Annotated in this window: 11 protein-coding genes; 2 read left to right on the plus strand and 9 right to left on the minus strand. The window is 75.0% G+C overall.

Translation table 11 applies throughout. The features are described from left to right. Together ACGFNF_RS05145 and ACGFNF_RS05150 are read left to right on the plus strand one after the other, a co-directional pair. Nucleotides 1–487: phosphopantetheine-binding protein (locus ACGFNF_RS05145; RefSeq protein ID WP_357579162.1), on the plus strand; the 487-nt coding region annotated here is incomplete at its 5' end. Beyond that, nucleotides 484–2760, plus strand: coding sequence for a condensation domain-containing protein (locus ACGFNF_RS05150; protein WP_393165880.1), 2277 nt, complete (start codon nt 484–486; stop codon nt 2758–2760). The genes ACGFNF_RS05145 and ACGFNF_RS05150, both read left to right, overlap by 4 nt. Before the next feature lie 58 nt (nt 2761–2818). Here ACGFNF_RS05150 and ACGFNF_RS05155 read toward each other — a convergent pair whose 3' ends face one another. The 9 genes from ACGFNF_RS05155 to ACGFNF_RS05195 form a co-directional block, all read right to left on the minus strand. After that, nucleotides 2819–4129 (minus strand): condensation domain-containing protein, encoded by a 1311-nt coding sequence (locus tag ACGFNF_RS05155; protein WP_357579160.1) that lies wholly within the window; start codon nt 4127–4129, stop codon nt 2819–2821. 443 nt (nt 4130–4572) lie between these two features. Next, the gene (locus ACGFNF_RS05160) at nt 4573–4785 is read right to left on the minus strand and encodes an MbtH family protein (RefSeq protein WP_393145799.1); all 213 of its coding nucleotides are present in this window, start codon (nt 4783–4785) and stop codon (nt 4573–4575) included. Between the two features lie 16 nt (nt 4786–4801). Then, entirely contained in the window at nt 4802–6103 is a 1302-nt protein-coding gene (locus ACGFNF_RS05165) for an aspartate aminotransferase family protein (protein WP_357579159.1), read from the minus strand. Further along, nucleotides 6100–9690, minus strand: coding sequence for a CocE/NonD family hydrolase (locus tag ACGFNF_RS05170; RefSeq protein WP_393165883.1), 3591 nt, complete (start codon nt 9688–9690; stop codon nt 6100–6102). Before ACGFNF_RS05170 ends, ACGFNF_RS05165 begins: the two co-directional genes overlap by 4 nt. Then, the gene (locus tag ACGFNF_RS05175; RefSeq protein WP_311414506.1) at nt 9687–11282 is read right to left on the minus strand and encodes an MBL fold metallo-hydrolase; all 1596 of its coding nucleotides are present in this window, start codon (nt 11280–11282) and stop codon (nt 9687–9689) included. Before ACGFNF_RS05175 ends, ACGFNF_RS05170 begins: the two co-directional genes overlap by 4 nt. Further along, entirely contained in the window at nt 11279–12298 is a 1020-nt protein-coding gene (locus ACGFNF_RS05180; RefSeq protein ID WP_357579157.1) for an LLM class flavin-dependent oxidoreductase, read from the minus strand. Before ACGFNF_RS05180 ends, ACGFNF_RS05175 begins: the two co-directional genes overlap by 4 nt. A gap of 4 nt (nt 12299–12302) precedes the next feature. After that, the gene (locus tag ACGFNF_RS05185) at nt 12303–14768 is read right to left on the minus strand and encodes a beta-ketoacyl synthase N-terminal-like domain-containing protein (protein ID WP_357579156.1); all 2466 of its coding nucleotides are present in this window, start codon (nt 14766–14768) and stop codon (nt 12303–12305) included. Beyond that, nucleotides 14765–21310 (minus strand): amino acid adenylation domain-containing protein, encoded by a 6546-nt coding sequence (locus ACGFNF_RS05190; protein WP_357579155.1) that lies wholly within the window; start codon nt 21308–21310, stop codon nt 14765–14767. The genes ACGFNF_RS05185 and ACGFNF_RS05190 overlap by 4 nt, the downstream gene beginning before the upstream one ends. 38 nt (nt 21311–21348) lie before the next feature. Further along, complete coding sequence (locus tag ACGFNF_RS05195) at nt 21349–24636, minus strand: amino acid adenylation domain-containing protein (protein ID WP_393165886.1); 3288 nt, start codon at nt 24634–24636, stop codon at nt 21349–21351. Nucleotides 24637–24845: the final 209 nt, after the last annotated feature.

Below are 24845 nucleotides of genomic sequence, written 5' to 3' on the forward strand. Positions count from 1 at the left end.
CCGCCACCTCGTACCCCACGCCATCATCGCCCTGCCCCACTTCCCCCTCACCCGCAACGGCAAGATCGACCGCAACGCACTCCCCGCACCGGACCCCACGACCGTCCGCTCCGCGCCGCCCGGCGACGCCGTGCAGCGGCAGCTCGCCGGGATCTGGGCGACGGTGCTGGGCACCCCCGTCGCGGGCATCGGAGTCCGCGACGACTTCTTCGCCGTCGGCGGGCACTCCCTGCTGGCCACCCAGGTCACCGCGCAGGCCGGTGCCGCGTTCGAGGTCGACCTGCCGGTCGCGGCACTGTTCCGAGACCCGACGATCGCGGGGCTGGCCGGCGAACTGCGCCGCGTCGAGCGCCGGCCCGGCTGGGTGGACACCGTGGCCGGCCTGCGCGAGGCCGTCGCCGCGCTCACCGAGGACCAGGCCCGACGAGCGCTGGCCGCCGCCACCCGGCCCGGCCCGCCGTACGACGAGACAGGAGCACCCCGATGAGCGGCCCGTCGCCCGACCCGGTCGCCGCGCTGCTGCGACCGCCGCCCGGCTGGCCGGCGGAGGAGCACCGGCACCTGTTGGTACGGCTGCTGCGCGAGCGGCTGGGCACCACGCCGACCGGTCCCGCCACCGTGGCCCAGCGGCAGCTCTGGTTCCTGCAACAGCTGGAGCCGACCAGCACCGCGTACCACATCCTGACCGTGGTGCGGATGACCGGCGAGCTGGACCTGCCGGCCCTGCGCGGCGCGCTCGCCGCCGTCACGGACCGGCACGACCTGCTCCGGGCCACCTTCGCGATGGTCGACGACGAGGTGCTCGTGCGGATCGGTCCCTGCGCGCCGGTCCCGGTGCCGGTCGTCGACCTCGGCGCGACGGACCCCGCGACCCGCGAGCAGCGGGTCCGGCAGGAGCTGGAGAGGGCCCACGACGAGCTGTTCGACCTGGCCGACGGCCCGCTGCTGCGGGCGGTGCTGATCCGCTGCGGGGCCGACGAGCACCTGCTCGCGGTCACCGTGCACCACATCGTCTTCGACGGCGGGTCCCGCCCGGTCTTCTGGAACCACCTCGCCACGGCGTACGACGCGCTGCGGGCGGGGAGGACGCCGGACCTCGATCCGCCGGTGCCCGACGACGAGGACGACGACTTCGTCGACGACCCGGAGGACCCGGACGCGGCACTGGCCTACTGGCGCGAGCGGCTGGCCGGCCTGCCCGACCTGGACCTGCCCGGCGTCCGCGACCGGGTGCCCGGGGCGTTGGCCGCCGGGCGGCGGCTGGACGTGCCGCTGGACCGCGGCGTGACGACCACCCTCACCCGGCTGGGCCGGTCCCGGCGGGCCACCTCGTTCATGACGCTGCTGGCGGCGTACCTGGTGCTGCTGTCCGTGCGCACCGGCAGCAGCGACGTCGCCGTGCTGTCGCCGACGACGGGCAGGACGAGCGAGGCGGACGAGAGCCGGATCGGGTACTTCGTCAACACCGTGGTGCTGCGCGGCGACCTGGCGGGGAACCCGACCTTCGCCGAGGTGGTCGACCGGGTCCGGGAGCTGACCCTCGGGGCGTACGCCCACATGGCGGTGCCGTTCGAACGGATCGTGGACGAGGTGCGCCCGGCGCGGGTGCCGGGCCGGATGCCGTTCTCGCAGTTCGCGTTCAGCGTGGAGGGCCGGCCCGCGCCCCCGCCCCGACTCGCCGGCCTGAGCACCGCCTGGGTCGACGTCGACACCGGCACGGCGAAGTTCGACGTGCAGTTGGACGTCCTGACCGACGCCTCGGGCGGGCTCGTCGCGGCCTGGACCTGGCGCGACGGGCTGTTCGACCCGGCGGACATGGCCGCCGTCGCCGACGACTTCGTGGCGCTGCTGGACGCGGTCGTCGCCGACCCGCACGCCACCGTCGACGCGCTGCCGGTGCGCCGGCCCGCCCCGGGCGTCCGGGCGGCGACCCCGCCGCCCGCGGTGCGTGCCCGGCCGGGCGGGACGGGGTCCGGCACGCTGGTGCACCTCGGCGGGCCGACCGACCGCCCGCCGCTGATCCTGCCGCACCCCGTCAGCGGCACGGTCGGCGCGTACGCCGAACTCGCCCGGCTGCTGCCCGCGTACCACCTGGTCGGCATCGAGTCGGCCGCCGACGCCACCGGCGACTCCATCGACGCGCTCGCCGAGGCGTACCTGGACGAGGTCGTCGCCCGCTGGCCGGCCGGCCCGTACCGGCTGTGCGGCTGGTCGATGGGCGGCCTGCTCGCGTACGAGATGGCCCGCCGGCTGGTGCGGGCCGGACGCTCCGTCGACCTGCTGGTGGTGCTGGACACCGCGCCCGGGCAGGCGCGCCCGGCCGGCGAGGGGACCGACGACGCCGCGACGGCGGCCCGGTTCGCCGCGGACCTCGCCGCGTCCCTCGGCCGGGACCACCCGGCGCCGGCGGCGGCGACGCTCGCCGCGCTGCCGGTCGAGGAACAGACGATGCTGCTGCGCCGGTGGCTGGTGGACGCCGGCGTGACCCCGGTGGCGCTGCCGGTGCGCGAGGTGCGCCGCCGGGTGGAGACCTTCGCCCGGCACGTCACCGCCGTGGCCGGGTACCGGCCGGAGGGCGCGGAGCTGCCGCTGACCGTCGTGCAGGCCTCCGCGTCGCCGCGCTGGCAGCCGCGCTGGGAGCGCTACGTCGGCGCCCGGACCACCGTCCACGAGTACGAGGGCGACCACTACTCGCTGCTGCGCCGGCCCACGGTGCAACGGATCGCCGGTTGGCTGGCCCGGGCGCTGGAGGACCGGTGAGCGGTGGCGCCCGGCCCCCGGCGGCAGTTCCGGGCGGCTCTGCGGAGGGCGGGTGCCGTCAGGCGGTGGGGGCGCCGGCCGCGAGGGGCTGATCCGGCGACGCCAGCCCGACCTCCAGGCACCGCCGGGTCTCCGCCAGCAGTTCGTCGGTGCGTCCGGCGCTGTAGGAGGAGGCAGCGGCGTACAGCTTGATCCGTAGCTGCTCTTGGCCGTCGAGCTGGTCGAAGTAGCCGCCCAGACCGGCGGTGTCGTCAAGCGCCGAGGTGCTGTCCAGCTCGATCGCCTCGGCGGTGGCGCCGGGCCAGTCGATCGCCCGCAGCAGGGCGTAGTTGACCGAGACCGGGGCCAGCAGGTGCACAGGCACCCCGCGCCGCTTCAGCTCCACGACGACCCGCTCGAAGGGGACGGCCTGGTGGCCGAGCGACTCGGCGGCCTGGTGGGCGACCCGGCGGCTGAGGTCGGCGAAGCCGATCCCCGGCGGCACGTCCACCCGCAGGACCGCGGCCTGGCTCAGCTGGCCGACGACGCGTTCGCAGTCGAGGAACGACCGCATGTCCACGACGAACGCCACCCGGAACGACCGGGTGGCGGCGGGCCCGCCCAGCGCGCCCAGCAGGGCCGCGGTGTACGCGGCGAACGGGGAGACCCGCAGGCGGCGCACGGCAGGCACGATCCCGCCGGAGGGGACGTGCGCCTGCGCGAGGTGACCACCGGGGGCCGGGGGCGGCCCGTCGGGTGCCGCGTCGAACGGATCGGTCAGGTCGGCTCCGGTCTCCACCGGGCCGAGCCGGCCGAACGTGTCGAGCCACCAGTCGAGGTCCTCCTCCGCCTGTTCCTCGCCCAGCTCGAAGAGCCGGTCGAGGACGTCGTCGATCGGCTCGGCGGCGGGTGGCTGGCCCGTGCTGGCGCCCAGCTCCGCCCCGTAGAGGACGGCCAGGTCGTCGACCAGCAGGTCGAGGGAGTGGTGGTCGAGAAGCGCCATGTGCGCGCGCAGCAGCAGGTAGGAGCTCCCCGTGCCGGTCCGGGCCAGCGAGACCGTCCAGCACGGCCCGGCCCACAGGTCCACCGGCCGCCGCAGGGCGGCCTGGCACCAGTCGACGGCGGCCCGGTCGCCGGGCACCTCGACGACCTCCAGGTCGGCCCGGTCGCGGCCGTCGCGCAGTACCACGTACCCGTCGTGCTCGGCGAACGCCCGGCGCAGCAACGGATGCGCCTCGGCCAGCCGCCCGACGGCGCGACGCAACGCCTCGACGTCGACGTCACCGTCCAGCCGGTGACACACCTGGGTCATCAGGGTCGCGGGACCGACCCGGCCGTCGAGACGGCACAGGTATTCCTGGTGTTCGCTCGTCTCGAAATGGTCCCGCACCCGAATCCCCCGAAAGGACAGATGGCCCCGGCGGACCAAATATAAACTGATCTGCGAATTGACGAGATCGCCTACCGACGTTCCGGAAGACGCATTTCAGAGGGTCGTACCAGAATTGCCTCGGAGACCGTGGTCCCCTGTTTTCCAGCTGTCAGGCGAGCCGGCTCCTGCGGGGCCGAACCACGAGGTCGATGTCCACCAGAGTCGTTGCCGTGTAGCAGTGAGCACGCATCTTGACTCCCATCCGGAACCGCCGGGGTCCACTGTGGATAAACGTTAATATCTCGGTCCCGACTCCGCAACCCGAAGTTTTTCCTGCGATAGGCAGGACCCGCGCACACAATTACCGCCCGCCGCTCTCCGCTCGCGGGAAGTAATCGTGGTACGGGCGGGAGGCGGCCCGACCGGGCGACGCGCGCCGCGCGGCCGGACCCTGACGTCTCCTACCGTGCCTCGCCCGCCATCGCCCGGCGCAGGCTCAGCGGGCGCATGTCCGTCCACACCGAGTCGATGTGCTCCAGGCACCGGGCGCGCGGCCCGACGAAGCCCTCCTCCCGCCAGCCCGCCGGGATCTCCCGCCCGTCCGGCCAGATCGAGTACTGCTCCTCGTCGTTGACCACGACCCGGCAGATGTCGGCCGTCTCCGTCTGCTCCACCGTCATCTTCTTCTCCTCACAGCTCGGACACCTCGGTCAGGGCCCGGTCGATCCCGGCGATCCCGGCGGTCAGCTCCTCCTCCGTGATGGTCAACGGAGGGAACAGGTGCAGCCGGTTGCCCGCCGCCAGCGGCCAGACGCCCTGCCGCTTGCACGCCGCCAGGACGGCGGCCATCTCGGGCGCCAGCGTCCCCGGGGCCGCGTACGGCGCCAGCGGCTCGCGGGTCGCGCGGTCCCGGACCAGCTCGACGGCCCAGGCCAGGCCGACGCCGCGGACGTCGCCGACGATCGGGTGGCGCTCGGCCAGCTCGGCCAGCGCCGGGCCCACCACGTCGCGGCCGAGTGCGGCCGCCCGGTCGACCAGCTTCTCCTCCCGCAGCACCCGCAGCGCCGCCACGATGGAGGCGCAGGCCAGCGGGTGCCCGGAGTAGGTGAGCCCGCCGGGGTAGCGGCGGTGCGCGAAGTGGGCCGCCACCGCGCGGGACAGCAGCACCCCGCCCACCGGCACGTAGCCGGAGTTGACCCCCTTGGCGAAGGTCATCAGGTCGGGCACCACGCCCCAGAGGTCGCCGGCGAACCACCGGCCGCACCGGCCGAAGCCGGTCATCACCTCGTCGGCGATCAGCAGGATGCCGTGCTCGTCGCAGAGCCGGCGGACGCCGGCCAGGTAGCCGTCCGGCGGCACCAGCACGCCGTTGCTGCCCACCACCGGCTCGACGAGGATCGCGGCGATCGTGTCCGGGCCCTCGTACCCGACGATCCGGCGCAGGTGCTCCAGCGCCCGTTCGCCCTCCTGCGCGGCGTTCTCGGCGTGGAACTCGCTGCGGTACGGGTACGGGCCCGTGAAGTGCACGGCGCCGCCGCTGGCCGTGTCCACCGGCCAGCGGCGTGGGTCACCGGTCAACGCCAGCGCCCCCGCCGTGGCCCCGTGGTAGGACCGGTAGGCGGCGAGCACCTTCGGCCGCCCCGTGACCACCCGCGCCATCCGCACCGCGTGCTCCACGGCCTCCGCGCCGCCGGTGGTGAACAGGACCGTCTCCAGGTCCCCCGGTGCCACCTCGACGATCGCCCGGGCCGCCTCGTCGCGGACGTCGACGGCGAACGACGGCGCGATCGTGCACATCCGTCCGGCCTGCTCGCGCAGCGCCGCCACCAGGGCCGGGTGCTGGTGGCCCAGGTGCAGGTTGCCCATCTGGGCGTGCAGGTCGAGCCACCGGTTGCCGTGCTCGTCCCAGAACCAGCTGCCCGCGCCGCCGGCCACGCGGACCGGATCGATCTCCTCCTGCGCGGACCAGGGGTAGAAGACCGGCCCGGTCACGACGCCTGCCGTTCGCGGACCAGGTCGACCTGCTCGGCAAGCGTCGGCGCCGCGAACACGTCCTGCAGGGAGAGCCGGACCTGGTACGCCTTGCGGATCCGGCTGATCAGGCGGATCGCGAAGAGCGAGTCGCCGCCCAGGTCGAAGAAGTCGTCCCCGGGCTCGACGCCGTCGACCTTGAGCAGGGCGGCCCAGATCTGCCCGAGCTGGTCCAGCACCTCGGAGCGGCCGTCGTCGGTCGCCGGGCCGGACGGCGCGTCGGTCGGCTGCGCCGCGTCCGGGGCGGCCTCCGGCGCGGCGGTCGGCCGCCCGGGGGCGGCGGGCACCAGTTCCAGCCGTCCCGCCGTGGTCCACCGCACGGTGGCCCCGGTGTCCCGCATCCGTGCCCCCGGCGTCCCGGCGTACGGGTCGTCGACCTCGCCGACGCCGCTGACCCACAGCCGCCCCGGGGTGTTCACCGGCACGGGCCGCGCGCGGTCGTCGAGGACGTAGCAGCGGGCCGCGGCCGGCAGGTCGTCCTGGCCGACCAGCGCGTCCGGCAGCCGCGCCGGGTTCCAGCCGTCGAGCACGGCCCGCAGCTCCCGGCGGGGCATGGCGGAGAGCTCCCCCACCGGCCGTTCCTGGTCGGCGACGAGCTGGTCGAGCACGGTCAGCATCGAGTCGAGGATCCGCTGGACGGTGGCCCGGTCGAACAGGGCGAGGCGGAAGTCGAGGCTGCCCACCATCCGGTCCTCGCCGACCTGGTTCACGGCCAGCGCCAGGTCGTACTTCGCCGAGGTCCACTCCGGCGGTTCCAGCCGCAGCGCCTCGACCGCGCCCAGCCGGAACCGGTCCGGCACCGCCCGGCCGTACCGGACGCAGACCTGCACCAGCGCGGAGACCGCCGGGTCCCGGCGCGGGCGCAGCTCGCCGACCAGCGTGTCGAAGGGCACCCGGCGCAGCTCCAGCGCGGTCAGCACGCTGCCGCGTACGTCGTGCAGGAACTGGGCCACGGTGGCGTCGGAGTCGACCCGGATCCGCAGCGGCAGCAGGTTGACCAGGCAGCCGATCAGGTCGCGGGTCGACTCGTCGTCGCGTTGCAGGCTCGGCGTGCCGATCAGCAGGTCGTCGCCCGCGCCGTACGCGTTCAGGGTGCGGGCGAACGCGGCGGTCAGCAGGGTGAACGGGCTGGTCCGCGCGGCGGCGGCCGCCGCCACCAGCCGGGCGGCGAGGTCGTCGGCGACGGTGAAGCGCACCGACCCGCCCCGGTGGTCCAGGACCGGCGGCCGGGGCCGGTCCGTCGGCAGGGTGATCACCTGCGGGGCGCCGTCCAGGTAGCGCCGCCACCGGGCGAGTTGGTCGGCCGCGCCGGGCCCGGCGAGTTCGGCCTGCTGGCGGCGGGCCACGTCCGCGTACCGGCACGGCACGTCCGGCAGCCGGAGCGGCTCCCCCCGCGCGTACGAGGGGTAGAGCCGGGCCAGCTCCGCGAAGAAGATCTCCGCCGCCGTCGGGTCGGCGGCGACGTGGTGCACCACCAGGAGCAACGCCGTCCGGCCGGCGGGCAGCAGCACGGTCGCGACCCGGATCGGCCACTCCCGGGCGAGGTCCCACCGGCGGTCGCGGAATCCGGTCACCCGCTCGTCGCCCGCCCAGCCGTCGGCGGGCGCGTCGGTGAGGTCGAACCGCGCGATGGTGAGCGGCGCCGCCGGGTGGATGCGCTGGACCGGTTCCTCGTCGACCTCGACAATGGTGGTCCGCAGCGCCTCGTGCCGGCGGACGATCTCGTCGACCGCCGCGTGCAGCGCGCCGGCGTCCACCGGCCCGGTCAGCTCGACCGCCGCGTCGAGGTGGTACGCCGCTCCGCTCGTGCCGGCCTGCTCGGCCAGCCAGATCGCCCGCTGCGCCACGGAGAGCGGGGCCGTCTCGTCGTCGGCGTCGCGCCGTTCGAGGGTTGCCGCGCGGGGCAGCTCGAGCGTCGGGGCGGCGTCGGCGTCGTGGCGCACCGTCAGCACCGGCGCGACGTCCCGGGGCACGGTCAGCGCGTTGTCCGCGTCCGCCCCGGTGACCGCCAGCCGGATCCGGTCGCCCGCCGCGAACCGGTACGCGATCGGGTGCAGCTCGATCTCCAGGCGGGAGTCGCCGGGAGCGCCGTCGACCTGGCCGCAGCCCTCGGTGACGTACAGCGAGGTGCCGTCGGGGGCGACCGACTCCAGGTAGGCGAAGACGTCCGCCGGGCCGTCGGTGACCCGGGCCGCCAGGCGCAGCACCGGGGCGCCGACCAGCTCGACCGCCTCGGTCAGCGGCTCGGAGGTCCAGCACAGCGCCCGGGTGTCGTTGTCCGTGAGGTCCGGGCGCTGGAAGGGCGAGCCGTAGCCGCTGGCCCACCGGCTGGTCTTGCCGGACGTGGTGGCGTAGTCGACCTCGTACCGCCGGGCCTCGCCGGCCCGGGGTTCCGGTCCCAGCTCGCCGGCCGGGCCGAGGTGCCACGTGCCGGTCGTCGCCGGCTCCGGCGGCCAGGACCGGGCGGTACGCCACGCGTCGGCGCCCAGCACGTGGTACCGGACGGCCGGGCCGTCCATGATCCCGGTGTCGCGGCCCCGCAGCCAGTGGTCGAACCAGCGCACGTGCTCGTCGGCCAGGTTGTAGCCGGCGCCGCCCAGCACCCCGCCGGTGTGCGGCCAGGGGCCGATGACCACCCGGTGCGGCACGGTCAGCCGGCGGGCCCACTCGGTCGCGTCGCGCGCCCAGACGTCGTGCCAGCCGCCCAGGTGGTAGACGGCGACCCCGGAGGCGTTGATCGCCTCCAGCAGCGCCGACGGGCTGCGGGTCAGGTACGCCGCCTCGCCGGTGTCGGCCAGCCGCGACTCGCGCCCGGGCAGGCCGGCGAACATCGTCCGGACGTCCCGGTTCGCCACGTGCTGCTCGCGGGCGGCGGCCAGCAGGAGGCCGTCGGGGTCGTCGTCGAGGGGCGCGACGGGGCCACGCATGTCGAGTTCGCGCACGTCCTCGCCCCAGGCGCGGGCGAAGTCGTCCCGGAACACCCCGCCGTCCCAGGCGAAGCGGTGCAGGTCGAACAGCGCCATCTGCGGGAAGATCGCCGCCAGGTGCGGCGGGGCGGTGCTCGCCGCCAGGTACTGCGAGACGCCGAGGTAGGAGCGGCCGAACATGCCGACCCGGCCGTCGCACCAGGGCTGCGCGGCGATCCACTCGGTGACGTCGTACGTGTCGGTCGCCTCGACCGTCGAGAAGGGGCCGTCGCTGGTGCCGAACGACGCGCCGCTGCCCCGGCTGTCCACCACCACCACGACGTAGCCGCGGGCCAGCAGGCGCTGCGCGACCGGGAAGGCCCGCAGCGTCACCTCCCCGGGGGCCACCTCGGCCACGCCGAGGTCGTCGATGTCGGTGAGGTCGACGTCCGCCAGTTCGGCGCGTACCACCGCCAGGAAGTCGTCGCGCCCGGGGCGCGGCGACACCTGGTGGTAGCGGTCGTGGGCCCAGACGGCGGGCGCGGGGTCACGCTGGCCGACCGGCCGGAAGACGTACGCCGCCAGCCGGGTCCCGTCGCGGGTGGCCACGTACTGCGAACGGCAGGTCCAGGTGCGGCTCATGCCAGGTCGGCCCGTCCGTAGAGCTCCCGCGCCGGCACCCCGACGTCGGCGCAGCGCTGGAAGAACTCCGCCATCTGCTTGAGCTGGTACGACTCGTCGGTGTAGTTCGTCGCCATGACGAACACCAGCCACGGCTCGCGGCCCATCGCGTACACGTACGCCTGCCGGGCCCGCAGCCGCCGCACGATGCCCATCGCCTCGACGGCGTCGGAGCCGTTGAGCTTGCGGCTGCGGCTCATCTTCTGGTCGATGCGGCGGGAGAAGAGCGGACCGTACATCCAGGACAGCGGGGCGCCGTCGCACTCCATGCCGAGGAACGCCATGTCGACGTCGCCGATCATGTCGTGGATGTGGCCGAACAGGGCCGGGTCGACGCAGCGGTTGTCCGCGCCGAAGTAGAGGTTCTTCCCGCCGGTACGCACCGAGTAGGTGACCTTCGCGGCGATGTCCAGGTCGCAGTGCTCGCCGACGAACGGGCACACCACGATCTGCCCGTCGGGCAGCTCGATGGTCTCGCCCGGCTCCACGTCGACCACGTTGGGGAAGCCGAGCGCCTCCAGGCACAGCCGCAGCGACGGGTCCTGCAACGCCCCGGCGGCGGTCTTCGGCACCACCACCGTGCCGATGCGGTGCCGCAGCTTCAGCAGGCTGGCCAGTTCGAGGTGGTCCTGGTGCCCGTGCGTGATCAGCACGTAGTCGATGACGTCGGGCAGGTCGGCGTAGGCGTACCGGTCGCCGTCGCCGAGGGCGTCGGACAGGAACGGGTCGGTCATCACGGTGACCGGGCCGGACTGCACGACCACGCAGGCGTGCCCGAAGTAGCGCACCCGCAGCCCCGGGCCGTCCAGGTTGCGGTCCGGGCTCCCGCCCGGCTCGGCGGAGAACAACCCGCTGAAGGTCGCCAGGTCGGCGTCGGAGACGTCGAACGCCTCCCGCAGCTCGCCGAAGGGCCGCGCCGTGGTCATCGTGGAGAAGAGCAGGTCGATGCGGGGGTCCCGCAGCGGCATGGTGGCCTGCACGTGCCCGTTGCCGGGGAACCGCGGGGTGGTCATCGCGAAGGGCCGCTCGTCGCCGGTGGCCAGCGACAGGTCCACCGAGTGGGCGGTCTCGTCGAAGTGCCGCGACCGGTAGAGCATCCGCTCGGCGAGCCGGATCCGGGCGTGGTCGTTGAGGTCGTAGACCAGCTCGACGTAGCCGCGCAGGGCCGGCGGGATCTCGCCGTAGCGGGGTGTCAGGTCGAAGCCGTCGGCGAGCTTCTCCAGGTTGACCGTCAGCTCGTCCATCGCCGCCGACAGCTCCGGCATGGGTCCGTCGGCGAGCCGGGTCGCCAGGTCGGACACCCCGTCGAGCTGGTCGTCCTCGAGGTCCACGAACATGCCGCCGCGCAGCTTCGGGTCGCGCGCCGAGCGGCGGTGCAGCGCCGGCGCGTCGAGGAACGAGCGCAGCAGCGGCACGTGCAGCTTGGCGAAGTTCATCGCCGCCGGCACCGGCGACACCAGGTTCAGCCAGGCGTAGTACCGGTGGATGAGCGGCTCCAGCGCCAGGTTGGGGCGGGCGTGCACCAGGTCGTGGCTGGCGAAGGGCTGGTTCATCGCGCTCCCTCGGTGAAGTCCGTACGCAGTCGGTCCCGGACGGTCCGGACGACCTGTGCGAGGTGGTGGAAGTCTTCGTCGTCGGTGGGGGTGTCCAGCACGAAGGTGTGCACCCCGGCCCGGATCATGGCCAGCAGCCGCTCGACGGCCCCGGCGTGGTCGGCCACCAGGTACGGCCCGTCCGCCTGGCCGGAGCGGAACGGCGCGAGCCGGTACGCCGGGTCGACGGTGACGGCGCCGTGGCCGGCCTCCGCCTCGGCGAAGAGCCGCTGCTTCCAGACGGAGTCGGTGTTGGCCATGGTGACCGCGGTGATCTTCGCGCCGTCCGGGTCCTCCGGGAAACGGGCCTCGGCGACCCGCTCGGTCTCCTCCGCCGTCGCCCGGGTCAGCAGCCCGAAGTTCAGCGCGCCCGGTGCCCCGTCGGCGTCGGGCGGGGCCGCCGTGAGCATCTGGATGCTGGTGGCGCCCACCCGCTCGGCCACCTGCCGGGCGGCCGGGGACTGCCCGGCGACGAACAGCCGGGGCAACAGGTGCGCGGGAAGGCCGGGGGTGAGCTGCAACCGGGACACCTGGTAGAACCGCCCGTCGAAGCTGAACGGTCGGCGGCTGCCCAGCACCCCCATCATGATCTCGACGTACTCGGCGAGGCGCGCGTACCGGTCGTCGTGGTCCAGCCGGTCGCCGAGCGCGTCCAGGTCGCTCACGGCGGTGCCGGTGATCAGGTTGAGGTCGATCCGCCGCTGGTAGAGCAGGCCGAGCGAGGCGACCATCCGGGCCGCGGTGAACGGGTGCTGGTAGACGGGGTTCACGGCGACCAGCGGGCTGAGCCGGGTGGTGCCGGCCGCCGCGGCGGTCGCCAGGACCCAGGGGTCGAGCACCGCGCCGCTGCCGGTGAAGATGAGCACCCCGTCGAGGTCCGCCGCGTCGGTGCGGCGGATGACGGACATCGCCGTGTCCGCGTACGCGGTCAGGTCCCGGACCCGGGGCACCACGGTGATGAAGCTGACGTCGGGCACGGCCTCACGCTCCCTCTTCGGTGACCGCGGCGAGCGCGGCCCGGATCTCCTGCGCCTCGCGCAGCTTGCCGTCGATCACCTCGGCGAGCGCGGCGACGGTGGGGGTCTGCAGGAACACGCCGAGTTGCAGGTCGACGTGGAAGGCCTGGGCGAGGTCGCGCAGCGTCCGGGCGGCGCTGAGCGAGTCCGCGCCGAGCATGAGCAGCGAGTCGTGCAACCCGATCCGGTCCACTCCGAGCCGGCGGCGCCACACGGCGGCCACCGCCTCCTCCAGGACCGAGCCGGCGGCGGGCTGGGCGTCGGCGGCGGGCTGGGCGTCGGCGGCCGGTGCCGTCGGCGTCGGGCCGGTCACGGGCGCCACGGCCACCGGGTCGACCCAGTGCCGCGTCCGCTGGAACGGGTACGTCGGCAGGCCGACGCGACGCCGCGACGCGCCCTCGTGCAGGGCGGCCCAGTCCACGTCGACGCCCCGGCACCACAGCTCGCCGAGCGCGCCGAGCAGCCCACGGAGGCTCCCGGCGTCGTCGGTCAGGGCCAGCGTCGACGCCTCGGCCGGGCCGACGGCCAGCGTCAGGTCGGCCTCGGCCGGCGCCCCGGCCGGCGCGGGCGGGTGGCTGCCGGCGCGCAGGGCGCGCCCGGCCTCCGCCACCGTCCAGCGGCCGTCGACGACGGCGGCCGTCACGGCGCCCGGACCCTCGCCGTGGGCGGCGACCGGGGACACGCCGCAGGCGCCGAGCAGCCGGGCGAGCGCGAGCTGCCCGGTGACGGTGGCCGCGTCGGAGCCCGGCCCGCCGGCGGCCGGGTCGACGCCCAGCTCACCGGCCACCCGGTCGACCTCCGCGCGCAGCCGGGGCAGGGCGTCGCACAGCGCGGCCAGGTCGGGGCAGGTGGCGGGGAACGCGTACGCGACCGTGGCGGTCTCCGGCGACGCCTCGCCCGCGCCGACGGCGGACAGCGCGCGGGTCGCCTCCCCGGCGTCGGTCGCCACCACGAAGGCCCGGTGGCGCAACGCGCGACGGCCGACCTGGCTGGTGTAGGCGACGTCGGCGAGGGCCTGCTCCGGGTGACGCCTGAGGTGCTCGGCGAGCCGGTTGGCGGCGGCGGTCAGCGCCTCGCCGCCGGCCGCGGAGACGGCGAGCAGCACGGCCGGCGGGTTCGACCCCGGCGGCGCGGGCGGCGGCGCCTGTTCGAGGATGACGTGCGCGTTGGTGCCGCCGACGCCGAACGAGCTGACCGCCGCCCGGCGCGGCCCGGTGGCCTCGGGCCAGTCCCGCAGCATGTCGTTGACGCGGAACGGCCCCCGGTCGAGGGAGGTCTGCGGGTTGGGCTTGCGGAAGTGGATCGACGGCGGCAGCTCGCCGTGGTGGATGGCGAGGACCGCCTTGATCAGCGAGGTCACGCCGGAGGCGGTGTCGAGGTTGCCGACGTTCGGCTTGACCGAGCCGATCGCCCATCCGGCACCCGACGCGCCGGCCGCGCCGTACGCCTCCTCCAGGGCGGACACCTCGATCGAGTCGCCCATCAGGGTGCCGCTGCCGTTGGCCTCGACGTACTGGATGGAGCCCGCCTCGACGTCGGCGACCCGCAGCGCCCGGCGGATCACCCGCACCTGGCCCGACCGGCCGGGCGCCACGAAGCTGACCTTGCCGGCGCCGTCGTTGTTCACCGCGGAGCCCTTGACCACCGCGTAGATCCGGTCGCCGGCGGCCTCGGCGTCCTCCCGGCGGCGCAGCACCACCACGCCGGCGCCGTCGCCCAGGTGGTAGCCGGCGGCCTCGGCGTCGAAGGCCCGGCAGCGGCCGTCGGGCGAGTTGATGCCGTCGGCCTCGTGCCGGTAGCCGCGGGGCACCGGGTTCTTGACGCTGACCGCACCCACGATGGCCATGTCGCACTGGTAGTCGAGCAGGCTGCTGATGGCGTGGTGCAGCCCGACCAGGGCCGAGGAGCAGTTGGTCTGCACCGTCATGCTGGGCCCGGTCAGGTCGAGCTTGTACGAGATGCGGGTGGCCAGGTTGTCCTTGTCGCTGGCGACGGCCATGCCCAGCCGGCCGGCGGAGTCGACAAGCTCCTGCTGGGGCAGCAGGTGGTAGAGCAGGTACTGGTTCAGGCCGCACCCGGCGTACACGGCGATGTCGCCGGGGAAGCGGCGGCTGTCGTAGCCGGCGTCCTCCAGCGCCTCCCAGGCGCACTCCAGCAGGATCCGGTGCTGCGGGTCGATAAGCGTCGCGTCCGTCGGCGAGTAACCGAAGAACTGGGCGTCGAACCGGTCGGCGCCCTCGATGCCCGACCACACCGGCACGTACGCCGGGTCGGCGCGTTCCTCGGCCGGGACGGCGTCCAGCTCGGCGGCGGTCAGCTCGCGGCCGGCGTCGACGCCGTTGCGGAGCAGCTCCCAGAACTCGGCGACGTTCGCCGCACCCGGAAACCGTCCGCTCATCCCCACGACGGCGATGTCCATCTCGCTGCTCATCGACTTCCCACTTCCTGAATACGCTGGCGCATCAACCGGCGGCGGTTCGCCACCTGCTCGTTGCGGTCGGGCCCCGGGTCGACGGGCGGGTCCGTCGCCGGGCGCGCGGGCTCGCCGAGGTGCTCGGCGAGCTTGCGCACGGTGGTGTGCTCGTACAGGTCGACGAGCGGGAACTGCCGGCCGAGGAGTTCCTGCAGGCGGATGTGCACCTGGACCAGGCTCAGCGAGTTGCCGCCGACGTCGAAGAAGTTGTCGTCGAGTCCGACTGCGCCGACGCCGAGGACGTCCAGCCAGATCTCGGTGACCTGGGCCTGGAGCCCGCCGGCCGCCGGGGCGAGCGGCCGGGCCGTGGCGCCCGCGCCCAGCCGGGCCAGCGCCTCGGTGGCCTCGGCCGCGACGGCGCGCCGGCTCACCTTGCCGGTCGCCGTGGTCGGCAGCTCGTCGACCAGGTGCAGCAGCGGCACCATGAACTCCGGCAGCCGCTGCCGCAGGTGGGTGCGCAGGTCGTGCAGGAGGTCCCGCCGCGCGGTGGCGCCCAGCGGGTCGTTGGCCAGCTCCGGCCAGTCGGCGCGCCGGGCCCGCGGCGGGGTCCAGCCGACCGTGTCGTCCGGGCGGGACGCGGGCCAGAACCGCAGGTCCATCGTGTACGGCTCGCGCGCGGTCGACGGCACCACGGCGGTCCGTCGGCCCAGCGCCTCGCCGATGCTCCAGCAGTCCTCCGGGTCGACCCCGGGCGGCAGCTCGCCGGTCGGGCGGGTCACCGGGTCGGCGTCGGCGAGACCGGCCAGCCTGCGTACGGGGCCGGCGACCGTGACCAGCCGCGCGTTCGGCACGTCGCGTACCTCCACCGGGCGGTTGCGGTTGCCGCGCAGCAGGCTCCGCAGCCGGGCGACGTCCAGCCCGTCGCGCGTCCAGTCCAGCCGCAGCGGCTCGACCGTCCCGGCGGCGTCGCCGTCGGAGGCGGTGCCCACGTGCAGGACGACGTCGTAGCGGAACGCGCTCAGCTCGTTGGCCTGCCGGCCGCGCTTGAGGTGCAGCTCCACCCCGGTCACCCCGGGCAGCCAGTCCGGCGCGGTGAGGAACAGGTCGGGGGCCAGCACCAGCTCGTCGTCGGCGAGCACCCGGGCGGCGACGCGGCGGCGCAGCTCGGCGACGGTCAGCCCGGGCTCCGGCTCGGCGCCCAGCTCCACCGAGGCGTGGAACACCTCCAGCAGGTCGAGGTCGCGTACGTCGCCGAGGTAGATCCGCCCGCCGGGCGAGGCCGCGGTGACCGCCGCGCGCAGCACCCCGCGCAGGTAGTCGTGGTGCGGGAAGTACTGGGTCACCGAGTGCAGCACCACGGTGTCGAAGCTGCCGGCCTCGATGCCGGTGATGTCGTCGGCCTCCCGCAGCAGCAGCGTGACCGTGTCCCGGTCCACCCCCTCGGCGTCGAGCCGCTGTTCGAGCACCTTCAGGCCGGCGGCGGAGAAGTCGGTGCCGACGTACGCCTCGCAGTCCGGCGCCAGCGCCAGGGTCAGGTTGCCCGTGCCGCAGCCGAGTTCCAGCAGCCGGCGGGGGCGCAGCTCCCGGATCCGCCGGACCGCCTGGTCGATCCACTCGCCCATCTCGACGTCGGTGAACGGGGCGCCCGTGTAGCTGCTGGTCCAGATCGCCTGCTGGGCCTCCTCGGCGGGACCGGCCTCGGTGTACATCCGGTCGTAGAGCAGCCGCCAGTCCGACACCCGGGTGGTGGCCGGCGCCCCGCCCGGATCGGCTCCGGTCGGCGCCGACGACCCGCCGCGCTGCCGGGGCACGACCGCCGCGACGATCCGCTGCTCCCCGCCGCCCGGCGCCTCGGCGAGCGCGGCCACGGCGGCGGCCACCCCGGGGTGGGCCCGCAGCGTCGCCTCGATCTCGCCCAGCTCGATCCGGAAGCCGCGGACCTTCACCTGGTGGTCGGCCCGGCCCAGGAACTCCAGCCGGCCGTCGTGGCTGAACCGGCCCCGGTCACCGGTGCGGAACAGCCGCCCGCCGTCGCCGTACGGGTCGGGGACGAACCGCGTCGCGGTCAACGCCGGCTGGTCGAGGTAGCCACGGGCCAGGCCCGCCCCGCCGACGTACACCTCGCCGGCGAAGCGGGGCGGCACCGGCCGCATGGCCTCGTCCAGGACGTAGATCCGGGTGTTGCCGATGGGCCGCCCGACGCTGCCGACCCGCTCCGGTCCGGTGACCACGTCCAGGGTCACGTCGGCGGAGATCTCCGACGAGCCGTAGAGGTCGACCAGGACACAGCCGGGCAGGGCCGCCAGCCACCGCGCGGCCAGGTCGGCGGTGAGCGCCTCCCCGCTGGAGTGGCAGTAGCGCAGCGCCGACAGGCGTCCGCCGACGTCGGCGACGCCGTCGAGGATGGCCCGCAGCAACGACGGTACGGCCACCAGGCGGGTGACCCGGTGCCGGGCGAGCAGGTCGACCAGGCGTACCGGGTCGCGTCCGACGTCCTCGGGCACCACGACGACCGGGGCGCCGGCGAAGAGCGGCAGGAACATCTCGCCGCCGGAGTCGAAGAAACTCAGCGAGGTCTTGTGGCTGCCCACCTCGTCCGGCCCCACCGGGAAGCGGTCCATGATCCACCGTTGCCGGTTGACGATGCCCCGGTGCAGGCCGAGTACGCCCTGCGGGGTGCCGGTGGACCCGGAGGTGTAGACGACGTAGGCCACGTCGTCGGGGTGGGCCGTCGGCCGCGGATCGCTGTCGTCCTCGGTCGCGAGGGACTCCTCGGCCGGGTCCACGACCTCGACGTCCGGGAGGTCGACGGCCGCGCCGGGGGCGGCGACGAGCAGCCGGGCCCCGGAGTCGGCGAGCATGAACCGCAGCCGCTCCACCGGGTACGACGGGTCGAGCGGCACGTAGGCGGCGCCGGTCTTGAGGATCGCCAGCACGGCGGTGAGGCTGACCGTGGAGCGGGGCACCAGCAGGCCGACCCGGGTGCCCCGGCCGGCGCCCAGCCCGATCAGCCGGTGGGCCAGCCGGTTCGCCGCCGCGTTGAGCTCGGCGTAGGTGAGCCGGGTGGTGCCGTCGGTGGCGGCCGGCGCGTCCGGGGTCCGGCGGGCCTGCTCGGCCACGATCTCCGGCGCGCACCGGTCGGTGTCGTAGTCGGCCGCGGTGTCGTTCCACTCCACAAGCACCTGCCGGTGCCGTTCGGCGCCGAGCAGGGGCAGGGCGCCGACGGGGGTCGCCGGCGCCGCGACGGCCGCGGACAGCAGCGCGGTCAGCGCCTCGGCCAGCACGCCCATGGTGTCGGCGTCGAACAGGTCGGTGCTGTAGTCGAAGGTGCCCAGCAGTTCGCCGTCGTGCTCGCCCAGGTAGAGGGAGAGGTCGTAGTAGGTGGCCCGCTGCCGCACCGGCCGGCTGCGCACCCGCAGCCCGGCCCAGTCCCCCAGCGCCCCCTCGTGGTTGAGCACCATCGGCGTGAGGCCGAGCCGGTCGGTGCCGCGCCCGTGCTGGTAGGCGAAGGCCGCGCTGAGCAGCGCGCCGCGGCTGGCGTCGGCGGCCTGCCCGAGCCCCTCGACGATCCGCCCGAACGGCACCTCGGCGCGGTCGGAGGCGGCCAGCACCGCGTCGTGGGCCGCCCGGGCCAGGGCGCCGAACTCCGGGTCGGCGGACAGGTCCACCGGCACCGGCAGCGGGTTGACCAGGTAGGCGACCAGGTCGGCGAAGCGGCCGCGGACCCGGCCGGCGTGCACGAAGCCGAGCGGGAACGTCGCCTGACCGGCGTAGCGCGACAGCACCGCCGCGTAGCCGGCGAACAGCACGGCGGTGCGGCTGACCCCCTGCGCGGCGGCGAGCGCGTCGATCCCGGCGCACAGGTCGGCGTCGAGCCGGAACGCGTGGGCGGCGCCCCGGAAGGTGCGCACCGACGGGCGGGGCCGGTCGGTCGGCAGGTCCAACGGCACGAGGTCGGCGACCTGGGCCTGGCACGTCGCGGTCAGCTCCCGGCCGGCGGGGCCGTCCAGGAAGGACCGCTGCCAGGCCACGAACTCGGCCGGGTGGGCGGCGGGTGCGGGCGGCGCCGCGTCGTCCCCGGCGGCGTGCCGACCGTAGCCGGTCGCCAGGTCCTCGACCAGCACCGCCAGCGACCACACGTCCATGACGCTGTGGTGGGTGCAGAGCAGCAGCGTGTGGCGGTCCGCCGCGTGCCGGAACAGCACGGCGCGCAGCAGGGGCGGGCCGGCGAAGCCGACCCCGAGTTCCGCCTCGATCTCCTCGTCGAGCCGGCCCGCCGGCCAGCCCGCCGCGTCGCGCACCTCCAGCGTGACCTCGGCGTCGTCGGCCACCCGCTGGGTCACCTCGGCGCCGGCGTCGTCGTAGCGGGTGAGCAGGGCCGGGTGCCGCACGCCGAGGTCGCGCACGGCGCGGGCCAGCGCCGCGGCGTCCAGTTCGCCGTCGACGGTGACCGCGCGGCACAGGTTGAGGTTGGCCGGGTCCTCGGCGAGGGCGCCCTGGAACCAGATCGCCCGCTGGCCGTACGACAGCGGGTAGGGCCCGTCGGCGGCGGCCGGGGTGGCCGGCGGGTCGGCCGGCGCGGGCGCGGACGGCAGCGCGGCGGCCAGTTCGGCCACCGTGCTGTCGCCCAGCAGGTCGGTCAGGGCCGGGCGGACGCCCCACTCCCCCTCGATCAGGTGTTGCAGCTCCACGGCCCGCAGCGAGTCGAACCCGAGCTCCGGCAGGGATCGGTCCGGGTCGATCCGCTCCGGGTCGACGTCGAGCAGCCCGCCGGCCAGGGCGCGCAGTCGCTGCGCCTGCGCCGGCGCGGCGGCCAGGGCGGGGCGCGCCGCCGGGCGCAGGGGGTCGTCCGCGACGATCGTGGCGCTGCCCGCCGCGTACGCCCGCGCGCAGTCGCCGCGACGGGTCTTGCCGCTGGTGGTGACGGGGATGGTGCCGGGCGGTACGGCCAGCACCCGGTGCAGGTCGAGGCCGTGGACGGTCACCACGGCCCGGCGGGCCGCCTCGGCGATGGCCGGTGCCTCGTCCGACGCCCGGTCGGAGCGGGTCTCGTACCACAGGACCACGGCCTCGCCGACGCCGTGGCCGTCGTCGGCGACGTCCACGCCGAAGGCCGCGATCCGTCCGCCGAGGCGGGGGCAGGCGGCGCGGACGGTCTGCTCGATGTCGTCCGGGTAGTGGTTCTGGCCGCGGATGACCACCGTCTCCTTGATCCGGCCGCGGACGTACAGGTGGCCGTCCTGGCGGAAGCCGAGGTCGCCGGTGCGCAGGTAGGGGCCGTCGTCGGGGTCGCCGCCGAGGGTGGCGTGCAGGGTCCGCGCGGACTCCTCCGGCCGGTTCCAGTACCCGTCGACGACGCTGCCGCCCCGGACCCAGATCTCGCCGGCGGTGCCGTCGGGGACGGGGTGGCCGGTCGGGTCGACGATCCGGACCTCCGCCTCGGGCAGGATCTCGCAGCCGACCACCTCCGTGCCGGGGCGGTGGGCGGGTCCGGCGGGGTCCGGGTCGGCCACCGTGGTCACGACGGGCCGCTGCGCCCGCGCCCGCCCGGCGACCAGCAGCGTCGCCTCGGCCAGTCCGTAGCAGGGCAGGAAGGCCCGCTCGTCGAAACCGTGCGGGGCGAACGCCTCGGCGAAGGCGCGCAGGGTCGCCGCGCGTACGGGCTCGGCGCCGTTGAACGCCACCCGCCAGGAGCTGAGGTCCAGGGCGGCACGGTCGGCCTCGGCGACCTTGCGCACGCACAGGTCGTAGGCGAAGTTCGGCCCGCCGCTGATGGTGGCCCGGTACCGGCTGATCGCCTGGAGCCACCGCACCGGGGTGCGGATGAACGTCGCCGGGTCCATCAGCACCGTCGGCACGCCGAGGTAGACGGGGGTGAGCAGGGTGCCGATCAGCCCCATGTCGTGGTGCGGGGGCAGCCAGGAGGCCATCACCGTGGCGTCGTCGAAGGCGAAGGAGCGGCGGATGGCCCGCAGGTTCTCCAGCAGGTTCGCGTGGCTGACCATCACGCCCTTGGGGGTGCTGGTGGTGCCCGAGGTGTACTGGAGGAACGCCAGTCCGCCCTCGGCCACCGCCGGCTGCCAGCCGGCGGGCGCGGCGTCGAGGGACTCCAGCTCCAGGACCGGCAGCCGGCGACCGGGCATGAGCGTGGTCAGGTCCACGGCGCTCGTGACCGCGCGGGCGGCCAGCACAGCGGTGGCCTGCGCGTCGTCGAGGATCCGCCCGACGACCGGGGCGCTGGCCCGGTTGAGCCGGGCGGCCAGCGGCACCGGCACGGTGCCGGCGTAGAGGCAGCCGAAGAAGCCGGCGAGGAAGTCGACACCCGCCCCGACGAGCATCAGCACCCGGTCACCGGGACGGCAGTGCCCGGCCAGGGCCGCGCCGACCCGGCGGGCCCGGGCGTCGAGCGTCGCGTAGTCCACCGTGTCGGCGGAGCCGTCCTCGGCCACCAGGTGCAGGGCGGGGCCGTCGGGCTGGACCCGCGCCTGGTGCGACAGGGCGGCGCCCAGGTTGACGACGTCGGTCGCCTCGTGGATCAGGGCGCCGGGGTGCTCGGTCATCTGGCTCTCCACTCGCTGCGCAGGGGTCGGGCCGGGGGTCACGGCTGCCCGGGCGCGAGCCGGGCGGCCAGCTCCGCCACCGTCGGCGCGTCGAAGATGACCGCCACCTCGACGTCCGCCCCCAACTTCGCGCCGGCCAGGGCCACGATCCGGGTGGCCGTGAGGGAGTCGCCGCCGAGGTCGAAGAAGTCGTCGTGGATGCCGATGCCCTCGCGTCCCAGCACGTCGCACCAGATGTCCAGGAGCACCCGCTCGCGCTCGTCACGCGGCCCGTCGGCCCCGGCGGCGCCGGGCTCGTCCTGGCCGGGTGGTGGCAGCGCCGCGACGTCGAGCTTCCCGTGGTTGGTCAGCGGCAGCCGGGGCAGGCTGACGAAGGCGGCCGGCACCAGGTAGTCCGGCAGCCGCCGGCGCAGGTGGGCGCGCAGGTCCGCGGTGCCCGGCAGGTCGTCGCCGACGACGTAGCCGACCAGCCGGGCGTCCCTGGCGGGCGGGTCCCGGCGTACGACGACGGCGGCCTCGCGGACCGCCGGGTGGCGGCGCAGCGCGGACTCCACCTCGCCCGGCTCGATGCGGTAGCCGCGCAGGTTCAGCTGCCCGTCGCCCCGGCCGAGGAACTCCAGGACGCCGTCCGGCCCGAACCGGGCCAGGTCGCCGGTGCGGTAGACGCGGGCGCCGGGCGTGTCGGCGAACGGGTCGGGCAGGAACCGCTCCGCGGTCAGGGCCGGGTTGTCGAGGTAACCCCGGGCCAGCCCGGCGCCGCCGACGTACACCTCCCCGGCCACACCCGGCGGCACGGGCTGCATCGCCTCGTCCAGCACGTACACCCGGACGTTGGCCATCGGCCGGCCGATCGGGACGAAGGGCCGCTCGTCGTCGGGGTCGCACGGCCAGGCGGTGCAGGAGACCGACACCTCGGTCGGGCCGTACAGGTTGAACATGGTGACGTCGAGCCGGTCGAAGACCAGCCGCTGCGTCTCGGGGGTGAGTTCCTCCACGCCCGAGACGATCCGCCGCAGCGACTTCAGGTCCGCGGCGTCGGCGGTGAGCAGCACCTCGCGCAGGGCGGTCGGCGCGAAGTCGGCGTCGGTCACCCCGTGCTGGGCGATCACCGCCGCCAGCCGGCGCGGGTCGAAGGTCGCCGTCTCGGGCATCAGCACGCTGGCCGCGCCGTTGAACAGGGCCCGGAACAGCTCGTCCAGGGATACGTCGAAGGTGCAGGCCGCTTTGCGCAGCACCCGGTCGTGCGGGCCGAGCGGGAAGTTGCGCTGAGCCCACAGCATCCGGTTGGTGAACCCGCGGTGGGTGACCTGCACGCCCTTGGGCTGCCCGGTGGAGCCGGAGGTGAACAGGGTGTAGGCCAGGTTGTCCGGGTGCAGCGGCACGGCGGGGTCGGTGGCGGGACACGTGGCGGTCAGCGACGACTCGCCGTCCAGGTCGATGATCCGCCGGCCCGGGCTCCACACCTCGTCGCACAGGTCCCCGGCGGAGATCGCGACCGCCGGGCGGACCTGCCCGAGCAGCGCGTCCCGGCGGGCCTGCGGGTCGCGCGGGTTGACCGGCAGGTGGCAGCCGCCGGCCTTCAGCACCGCCAGGATCGCCACCACCTCGGCGGCGCAGCGGGGCAGGCACACCGCCACCGGGTCCTCCACGCCGACGCCGAGGTCGCGCAGGTGGTGCGCCAGGCGGTTGGCCCGTTCGTCGAGTTCGCGGTACGTCGTGCGGACGTTGCCCTCGACGACCGCCACCGCGTCCGGCGTACGCCGCGCCTGCGCCTCGACGAGGCGGTGGACGAGCGCCTCGGGGCCGAGGTCGGCGGCGGTGTCGTTCCACTCGTGCAGGATCCGGTGCCGCTGCGCGTCGTCGAGCATCGGCAGCCGCCACACGCTCGTGTCGGGCTCCCGCGCCGCCTCGACGAGCAGCAGCTCGAACTGCCGGGCCAGGTCGCGTACGGACTCGCCGGTGAAGAGGCTGGTGTCGTACTCGAACTCACCGATGAGCCCGTCGGTCGTCTCGGTGATCTTCACCGTCAGGTCCATCCGGGACCGGCCGGTCTCCATCTGGTGCACGTCGACCCGCAGCTCGGGCAGGTCCAGCCGGCTGGTGGGCACGTTCTGGAGCACGAAGGCGACCTGCGCGAGCGGCTGGTGGCTGCGGCTGCGCTCCGGCTGCAACGCGGCGACGAGCCGCTCGAACGGCACGTCGCGGTGCCGGAACGCGTCCAGCGAGGCCGCCTTGACCCGGCCCACCAGCTCGGCGAAGGTCGGTTCGCCGGACAGGTCGGCGCGTACCACGATCATGTTCAGGAAGCAGCCGATGAGGTGCTCCAGCTCGTGCTGTTCCCGCGTCGCGATGGGGCTGGCGACGACCATGTCCCGCTGCCCGCTGTGCCGGGCGAGCAGCACGATGAAGGCGGCGAGCAGGGTCATGTAGGTGGTGGCCCCCTGACGCTGTCCGAGGGCGCGGATCCGGTCCGCGTCGGCGGCGCCGAGCCGGAACCACTCGGAGGCGCCGACGAACTGCTGCACCGCCGGGCGTGGGCCCCGCGTGGGCAGGGCGAGCAGGGGCGGCACGCCGGCCAGCTCGTCGACGCGCTCGCGCAGGTGGGCCGCCATCCGCTCCTCGCCGACCGCGGTGCGCTGCCAGGCGGCGTAGTCGGCGTACTGGATCGGCAGCTCGGGCAGGTCCGGCGTCGCGCCGGCGGCGAACGCGGCGTACGTGGCGGCCAGCTCGCGGCAGAAGATGGTGAACGACCACAGGTCGCAGACGAGGTGGTGCACGGTGACCCCGAGCACGTGCACGTCCGGGGCGATCCGGTAGAGCACCGTCCGCATGCTCTGGCCGGCGGCCAGGTCGAGCGGGACCCGCATCTCCCGCTCGACGGCGGCCCGCAGCACGGCGTCGTCGGGGTGCGCGGTGGCGCCGGGCAGGTCGACCACGTCGATGCTCAGCGGGGCGGGCGGCGTGACGGCCTGCACGACCCGCTCGCCGAGCTGGCGGAAGGCCGTACGCAGGATCTCGTGCCGGCGGACGACCTCCTCGATGCTCCGGCGCAGCGCGACCTGGTCGAGCGAGCCGGTCAGGATCAGCAGCGTGGCGTCGTTGTGGTGGACGGCGTCGTCCTCCAGCCGTTCGATGAACCAGAGCCGCTCCTGCGCGAAGGACAGGGGGGCCTCGGCGGCGTCCAGGCGGGGGATGGCGGCGCTGGCGGGTGCCGGATCGGAGCGGCTGGCGCGCAGCCGCTCGTCGAGCAGCGCCCGCGCCGAACTGGACAGCCGCGCCACGCGTTGCGTGACGTCACTCGCGACCGGATGCTCCTGCCGTCCCACTGGTCCTCCGTTGTCCGTCGGTGATCCGGCCGCGGTCCGGGGCCTCCACCGGACGCGAGCGTCGCACCGATGCGGGTGCCGATCCTCGATCTCTACCAGGCCGGCTGAGCGCTTAGTCAGCATGATGAGCGGTAATAGGGGTTTGACCTCACAATTCACGACATCTGTTCCGAGTCCTAGGGGTTGGGCAACCCGTTTCCCTGCCACAT

This window comes from Micromonospora sp. NPDC048868 (assembly GCF_043198195.1).
Classification (GTDB): Bacteria; Actinomycetota; Actinomycetes; order Mycobacteriales; family Micromonosporaceae; genus Micromonospora; species Micromonospora reichwaldensis.

Coding starts and splice junctions, on each gene's coding strand:
- ACGFNF_RS05150 (WP_393165880.1), top strand. CDS start 484: ATGAGCGGCCCGTCGCCCGACCCGGTCGCCGCGCTGCTGCGACCGCCG.
- ACGFNF_RS05170 (WP_393165883.1), bottom strand. CDS start 9,690: ATGAGCCGCACCTGGACCTGCCGTTCGCAGTACGTGGCCACCCGCGAC.
- ACGFNF_RS05175 (WP_311414506.1), bottom strand. CDS start 11,282: ATGAACCAGCCCTTCGCCAGCCACGACCTGGTGCACGCCCGCCCCAAC.
- ACGFNF_RS05185 (WP_357579156.1), bottom strand. CDS start 14,768: ATGAGCAGCGAGATGGACATCGCCGTCGTGGGGATGAGCGGACGGTTT.
- ACGFNF_RS05190 (WP_357579155.1), bottom strand. CDS start 21,310: ATGACCGAGCACCCCGGCGCCCTGATCCACGAGGCGACCGACGTCGTC.